At 51.6% G+C, this 7,340-nt stretch carries 4 protein-coding genes, 1 rRNA gene and 3 pseudogenes; 6 read left to right on the forward strand and 2 right to left on the reverse strand.

Translation table 11 applies throughout. The annotated features are described in order from the left end of the window. Positions 1 to 91 (forward strand): 5S ribosomal RNA (gene rrf, locus BHE85_RS07850); the annotation flags it as partial. 116 nt (positions 92 to 207) lie between these two features. Here the strand turns inward: rrf and BHE85_RS07855 are convergent. Beyond that, positions 208 to 655: pseudogene (locus BHE85_RS07855) on the reverse strand (acetyltransferase). 156 nt (positions 656 to 811) lie between these two features. On the opposite strand from BHE85_RS07855, the gene metA reads away from it, so the two are divergent. The 4 genes and pseudogenes from metA (at position 812) to aceK (ending at position 6,845) form a co-directional block, all read left to right on the forward strand. Beyond that, a complete protein-coding gene (metA, locus tag BHE85_RS07860) occupies positions 812 to 1,741 on the forward strand; it encodes a homoserine O-acetyltransferase MetA (protein WP_001122787.1) in 930 nt (309 codons plus the stop codon). 268 nt (positions 1,742 to 2,009) lie between these two features. Further along, a complete protein-coding gene (gene aceB / locus BHE85_RS07865; RefSeq protein WP_039064342.1) occupies positions 2,010 to 3,611 on the forward strand; it encodes a malate synthase A in 1,602 nt (533 codons plus the stop codon). A gap of 29 nt (positions 3,612 to 3,640) precedes the next feature. Continuing rightward, positions 3,641 to 4,938: pseudogene (gene aceA, locus BHE85_RS07870) on the forward strand (isocitrate lyase). A 182-nt stretch (positions 4,939 to 5,120) separates the two neighbouring features. Beyond that, positions 5,121 to 6,845 (forward strand): bifunctional isocitrate dehydrogenase kinase/phosphatase, encoded by a 1,725-nt coding sequence (aceK, locus tag BHE85_RS07875; protein WP_001137199.1) that lies wholly within the window; start codon positions 5,121 to 5,123, stop codon positions 6,843 to 6,845. Here the strand turns inward: aceK and BHE85_RS07880 are convergent. Continuing rightward, positions 6,814 to 7,062: pseudogene (locus BHE85_RS07880) on the reverse strand (hypothetical protein); the annotation flags it as partial. The gene aceK and the pseudogene BHE85_RS07880 sit on opposite strands and share 32 nt — an antisense overlap. 57 nt (positions 7,063 to 7,119) lie before the next feature. Between BHE85_RS07880 and BHE85_RS07885 the strand changes: the two are divergent. Then, positions 7,120 to 7,340 (forward strand): IS1 family transposase (locus tag BHE85_RS07885; RefSeq protein ID WP_005004670.1); only part of this gene is annotated, 221 nt, incomplete at its 3' end.

Here is a 7,340-nt window from a genome sequence, read left to right on the forward strand (position 1 = left end):
CACCTGACCCCATGCCGAACTCAGAAGTGAAACGCCGTAGCGCCGATGGTAGTGTGGGGTCTCCCCATGCGAGAGTAGGGAACTGCCAGGCATCAAATTAAGCAGAAGGCCCGGTCGGAAGACTGGGCCTTTTGGCGTTGGTGAAAAAAATGCCGGGTGCGACGCTGGCGCGTCTTCTCCAGCCTGGGCAGGCACGGCAGGGGCGGCTTATTCCCCCACATACGCCAGATTCAGCAACGGATACGGTTTCCCCAAATCGTCCACCTCAGAGCGTCCCGTAACCTTAAAACCCACCTTCTTATAGAACCCAACCGCCTGCTCATTTTGCTCATTAACGTTGGTTGTCAGTTCCGGTGCCATCGAGAGCGCATGCTCCACCAGCATCCGACCCACGCCGCAGCCGCACACATCAGGATCGATAAACAGCGCATCCATATGCTGCCCACTTAACAACATAAACCCAACCGGCTGATCCCGTTCATTAACCGCGATCCACAACGGCGCTTCCGGCAGGAAGGAACGAACTAGCTAGCACCTCCAGCTCGGCCCGATACTCTGCTGATAAAAAATCGTGTGTGGCATCGACAGATCGACACCAAATCGCAACGAGTTCCTCCCCTTCCTCATGCCGTGAGCGGCGAATACTAATAACCATTTTCTCTCCTTTTAGTCATTCTTATATTCTAACGTAGTCTTTTCCTTGAAACTTTCTCACCTTCAACATGCAGGCTCGACATTGGCAAATTTTCTGGTTATCTTCAGCTATCTGGATGTCTAAACGTATAAGTGTATGTAGTGAGGTAATCAGGTTATGCCGATTCGTGTGCCGGACGAGCTACCCGCCGTCAATTTCTTGCGTGAAGAAAACGTCTTTGTGATGACAACTTCTCGTGCGTCTGGTCAGGAAATTCGTCCACTTAAGGTTCTGATCCTTAACCTGATGCCGAAGAAGATTGAAACTGAAAATCAGTTTCTGCGCCTGCTTTCAAACTCACCTTTGCAGGTCGATATTCAGCTGTTGCGCATCGATTCCCGTGAATCGCGCAACACGCCCGCAGAGCATCTGAACAACTTCTACTGTAACTTTGAAGATATTCAGGAACAGAACTTTGACGGTCTGATTGTAACCGGTGCGCCGCTGGGCCTGGTGGAGTTTAATGATGTCGCTTACTGGCCGCAGATCAAACAGGTGCTGGAGTGGTCGAAAGATCACGTCACCTCGACGCTGTTTGTCTGCTGGGCGGTACAGGCCGCGCTCAATATCCTCTACGGCATTCCTAAGCAAACTCGCACCGACAAACTCTCTGGCGTTTACGAGCATCATATTCTCCATCCTCATGCGCTTCTGACGCGTGGCTTTGATGATTCATTCCTGGCACCACATTCGCGCTATGCTGACTTTCCGGCAGCGTTGATTCGTGATTACACCGATCTGGAAATTCTGGCAGAGACGGAAGAAGGGGATGCATATCTGTTTGCCAGCAAAGATAAGCGCATTGCCTTTGTGACGGGCCATCCCGAATATGATGCGCAAACGCTGGCGCAGGAATATTTCCGCGATGTGGAAGCCGGACTAGACCCGGAAGTACCGTATAACTATTTCCCGCACAATGATCCGCAAAATACACCGCGAGCGAGCTGGCGTAGTCACGGTAATTTGCTGTTTACCAACTGGCTCAACTATTACGTCTATCAGATCACGCCATACGATCTACGGCACATGAATCCAACGCTGGATTAATCTTCTGTGATAGTCGATCGTTAAGCGATTCAGCACCTTACCTCAGGCACCTTCGGGTGCCTTTTTTATTTCCGAAACGCACCTCAGGAGGTGAATAAATTTTATTCACATTGTTATCAATAAGTTATCAAGCATTTTCAATTAAAATGGAAATTGTTTTTGATTTTGCATTTTAAATGAGTAGTCTTAGTTGTGCTGAACGAAAAGCGCACAACGATCCTTCGTTCACAGTGGGGAAGTTTTCGGATCCATGACGAGGAGCTGCACGATGACTGAACAGGCAACAACAACCGATGAACTGGCTTTCACAAGGCCGTATGGCGAGCAGGAGAAGCAAATTCTTACTGCCGAAGCGGTAGAATTTCTGACTGAGCTGGTGACGCATTTTACGCCACAACGAAATAAACTTCTGGCAGCGCGCATTCAGCAGCAGCAAGATATTGATAACGGAACGTTGCCTGATTTTATTTCGGAAACAGCTTCCATTTGCGATGCTGATTGGAAAATTCGCGGGATTCCTGCGGACTTAGAAGACCGCCGCGTAGAGATAACTGGCCCGGTAGAGCGCAAGATGGTGATCAACGCGCTCAACGCCAATGTGAAAGTCTTTATGGCCGATTTCGAAGATTCACTGGCCCCGGACTGGAACAAAGTGATCGACGGGCAAATTAACCTGCGTGATGCAGTTAACGGTACCATCAGCTATACCAATGAAGCAGGCAAAATTTACCAGCTCAAGCCCAATCCAGCGGTTTTGATTTGTCGGGTACGCGGTCTGCACTTGCCGGAAAAACATGTCACCTGGCGTGGTGAGGCAATCCCCGGCAGCCTGTTTGATTTTGCGCTCTATTTCTTCCACAACTATCAGGCTCTGTTGGCAAAGGGCAGTGGTCCCTATTTCTATCTGCCGAAAACCCAGTCCTGGCAGGAAGCGGCCTGGTGGAGCGAAGTCTTCAGCTATGCAGAAGATCGCTTTAATCTGCCGCGCGGCACCATCAAGGCGACGTTGCTGATTGAAACGCTGCCCGCCGTGTTCCAGATGGATGAAATCCTTCACGCGCTGCGTGACCATATTGTTGGTCTGAACTGCGGTCGTTGGGATTACATCTTCAGCTATATCAAAACGTTGAAAAACTATCCCGATCGCGTCCTGCCAGACAGACAGGCAGTGACGATGGATAAACCATTCCTGAATGCTTACTCACGCCTGTTGATTAAAACCTGCCATAAACGCGGTGCTTTTGCGATGGGCGGCATGGCGGCGTTTATTCCGAGCAAAGATGAAGAGCACAATAACCAGGTGCTCAACAAAGTAAAAGCGGATAAATCGCTGGAAGCCAATAACGGTCACGATGGCACATGGATCGCTCACTCAGGCCTTGCGGATACGGCAATGGCGGTATTCAACGACATTCTCGGCTCCCGTAAAAATCAGCTTGAAGTGATGCGCGAACAAGACGCGCCGATTACTGCCGATCAGCTACTGGCACCTTGTGACGGTGAACGCACCGAAGAAGGTATGCGCGCAAATATTCGCGTAGCCGTGCAGTACATCGAAGCGTGGATCTCTGGCAACGGCTGTGTGCCGATTTATGGCCTGATGGAAGATGCGGCGACGGCTGAAATTTCCCGTACCTCAATCTGGCAGTGGATCCATCATCAAAAAATGTTGAGCAATGGCAAACCGGTAACTAAAGCCTTGTTCCGCCAGATGCTGGGCGAAGAGATGAAAGTCATTGCCAGCGAACTGGGCGAAGAACGTTTCTCCCAGGGGCGTTTTGGCGATGCCGCACGCTTGATGGAACAGATCACCACTTCCGATGAGTTAATTGATTTCCTGACCCTGCCAGGCTACTGCCTGTTAGCGTAAACCACCACATAACTATGGAGCATCTGCACATGAAAACCCGTACACAACAAATTGAAGAATTACAGAAAGAGTGGACTCAACCGCGTTGGGAAGGCATTACTCGCCCATACAGCGCGGAAGATGTGGTGAAATTACGCGATTCAGTCAATCCTGAATGCACCCTGGCGCAACTGGGCGCGGCGAGAATGTGGCGTCTGCTGCATGGCGAGTCGAAAAAAGCTACATCAACAGCCTCGGTGCACTGACTGGCGGTCAGGCGCTGCAACAGGCGAAAGCGGGTATTGAAGCAGTCTATCTGTCGGGATGGCAGGTAGCGGCGGACGCTAACCTGGCGGCCAGCATGTATCCGGATCAGTCGCTCTATCCGGCAAACTCGGTGCCAGCTGTGGTGGAGCGGATCAACAATACTTTCCGCCGTGCGGATCAGATCCAATGGTCCGCGGGCATTGAGCCGGGCGATCCGCGCTATGTCGATTACTTCCTGCCGATCGTTGCCGATGCGGAAGCCGGTTTTGGCGGTGTCCTGAATGCCTTTGAACTGATGAAAGCGATGATTGAAGCCGGTGCAGCGGCAGTTCACTTCGAAGATCAGCTGGCGTCAGTGAAGAAATGCGGTCACATGGGCGGCAAAGTTTTAGTGCCAACTCAAGAAGCTATTCAGAAACTGGTCGCGGCGCGTCTGGCAGCTGACGTGACGGGCGTTCCAACCCTACTGGTTGCTCGTACCGATGCCGCGGATCTGATCACCTCCGATTGCGACCCGTATGACAGCGAATTTATTACCGGCGAGCGTACCAGTGAAGGCTTCTTCCGTACTCATGCGGGCATTGAGCAAGCGATCAGCCGTGGCCTGGCGTATGCGCCATATGCTGACCTGGTCTGGTGTGAAACCTCCACGCCGGATCTGGAACTGGCGCGTCGCTTTGCACAAGCTATCCACGCGAAATATCCGGGCAAACTGCTGGCTTATAACTGCTCGCCGTCGTTCAACTGGCAGAAAAACCTCGACGACAAAACTATTGCCAGCTTCCAGCAGCAGCTGTCGGATATGGGCTACAAGTTCCAGTTCATCACCCTGGCAGGTATCCACAGCATGTGGTTCAACATGTTTGACCTGGCAAACGCCTATGACCAGGGCGAGGGTATGAAGCACTACGTTGAGAAAGTGCAGCAGCCGGAATTTGCCGCCGCGAAAGATGGCTATACCTTCGTATCTCACCAGCAGGAAGTGGGTACAGGTTACTTCGATAAAGTGACGACTATTATTCAGGGCGGCACGTCTTCAGTCACCGCGCTGACCGGCTCCACTGAAGAATCGCAGTTCTAAGCAACAACAACCGTTGCTGACTGTAGGCCGGATAAGGCGTTCACGCCGCATCCGGCAATCGGTGCACGATGCCTGATGCGACGCTTGCGCGTCTTATCATGCCTACAACCGTTGCCGAACGTAGGCTGGATAAGGCGTTTACGCCGCATCCGGCAATTCTCTGCTCCTGATGAGGGCGCTAAATGCCGCGTGGCCTGGAATTACTGATTGCTCAAACCATTTTGCAAGGCTTCGACGCTCAGTATGGTCGATTCCTCGAAGTGACTTCCGGGGCGCAGCAGCGTTTCGAACAGGCCGACTGGCATGCTGTCCAGCTGGCGATGAAAAACCGTATCCATCTTTACGATCATCACGTTGGTCTGGTCGTGGAGCAACTGCGCTGCATTACTAACGGCCAAAGTACGGACGCGGCATTTTTACTGCGCGTTAAAGAGCATTACACGCGGCTGTTGCCGGATTACCCGCGCTTCGAGATTGCGGAGAGCTTTTTTAACTCCGTGTACTGTCGGTTATTTGACCACCGCTCGCTTACTCCCGAGCGGCTTTTTATCTTTAGCTCTCAGCCAGAGCGCCGCTTTCGTACCATTCCCCGCCCGCTGGCGAAAGACTTTCACCCCGATCACGGCTGGGAATCTCTACTGATGCGCGTTATCAGCGACCTGCCGCTGCGCCTGCGCTGGCAGAATAAAAGCCGTGACATTCATTACATCATTCGCCATCTGACGGAAACGCTGGGGACAGACAACCTCGCGGAAAGTCATTTACAGGTGGCGAACGAACTGTTTTACCGCAATAAAGCCGCCTGGCTGGTGGGCAAACTGATCACGCCTTCCGGCACGTTGCCCTTCTTACTGCCGATCCACCAGACGGACGACGGCGAGTTATTTATTGATACCTGCCTGACGACGACCGCCGAAGCGAGCATTGTTTTTGGCTTTGCGCGTTCTTATTTTATGGTTTATGCAGCGCTGGTCGAGTGGCTACGGGAAATTCTGCCAGGTAAAACCACTGCTGAATTGTATATGGCTATCGGCTGCCAGAAGCACGCCAAAACCGAAAGCTACCGCGAATATCTCGTTTATCTACAGGGCTGTAATGAGCAGTTCATTGAAGCGCCGGGTATTCGTGGAATGGTGATGTTGGTGTTTACGCTGCCGGGCTTTGATCGGGTATTCAAAGTCATCAAAGACAAGTTCGCGCCGCAGAAAGAGATGTCTGCCGCTCACGTTCGTGCCTGCTATCAACTGGTGAAAGAGCACGACCGTGTGGGCCGAATGGCGGACACCCAGGAGTTTGAAAACTTTGTGCTGGAGAAGCGGCATATTTCCCCGGCATTAATGGAATTACTGCTCCAGGAAGCAGCGGAAAAAATCACCGATCTTGGTGAGCAGATTGTAATTCGCCATCTCTATATCGAGCGGCGGATGGTGCCGCTCAATATCTGGCTGGAACAAGTGGAAGGTCAGCAGTTGCGCGACGCCATTGAAGAATACGGTAACGCTATTCGCCAGCTTGCCGCTGCTAACATTTTTCCTGGCGACATGCTGTTTAAAAACTTCGGTGTCACCCGTCACGGGCGTGTGGTTTTTTATGATTACGATGAAATTTGCTACATGACGGAAGTGAATTTCCGCGACATCCCGCCGCCGCGCTATCCGGAAGACGAACTTGCCAGCGAACCGTGGTACAGCGTCTCGCCGGGCGATGTTTTCCCGGAAGAGTTTCGCCACTGGCTATGCGCCGACCCGCGTATTGGTCCGCTGTTTGAAGAGATGCACGCCGACCTGTTCCGCGCTGATTACTGGCGCGCACTACAAAACCGCATACGTGAAGGGCATGTGGAAGATGTTTATGCGTATCGGCGCAGGCAAAGATTTAGCGTACGGTATGGGGAGATGCTTTTTTGAGTAAAGCTTCCATATAATTTTTCTCCGCAATGTATCGAGGGTTATCCGTAAAGCCAAAGCTTTCAGCCATCTTATTTAATGTATTAAGGATTAATTCAGCAATAACCCGGTGACCAAATTCAAAAGCCAACTCAAAGGCAGAGTATTTTTGTGGCGCTTTGTGTTGCCAAAAATCCATAATATCTTCAGCGGTAAATCCAAACAGGCGTGCATGGTCAGGGTAATGCTGCCAACTTACTGATTTAGTGTATGATGGTGATTTTAAGGTGCTTGCGTGGCTTCCATTTCCATCAGATGTCCTTCCTGCTCCGCTACTGAAGGCGTGGTGCGTAACGGCAAAAGCACTGCCGGACATCAGCGCTATCTCTGCTCTCATTGCCGTAAAACATGGCAACTACAGTTCACTTACACCGCCTCTCAGCCCGGTACGCACCAGAAAATCATTGATATGGCCATGAATGGCGTCGGATGTCGCGCCAGTGCACGCATTATGGG

It is taken from the genome of Shigella sp. FC1567, from assembly GCF_001743015.1.
Classification (GTDB): domain Bacteria; phylum Pseudomonadota; class Gammaproteobacteria; order Enterobacterales; family Enterobacteriaceae; genus Escherichia; species Escherichia coli.

Coding starts and splice junctions, on each gene's coding strand:
- metA (WP_001122787.1), top strand. CDS start 812: ATGCCGATTCGTGTGCCGGACGAGCTACCCGCCGTCAATTTCTTGCGT.
- aceB (WP_039064342.1), top strand. CDS start 2,010: ATGACTGAACAGGCAACAACAACCGATGAACTGGCTTTCACAAGGCCG.
- aceK (WP_001137199.1), top strand. CDS start 5,121: ATGCCGCGTGGCCTGGAATTACTGATTGCTCAAACCATTTTGCAAGGC.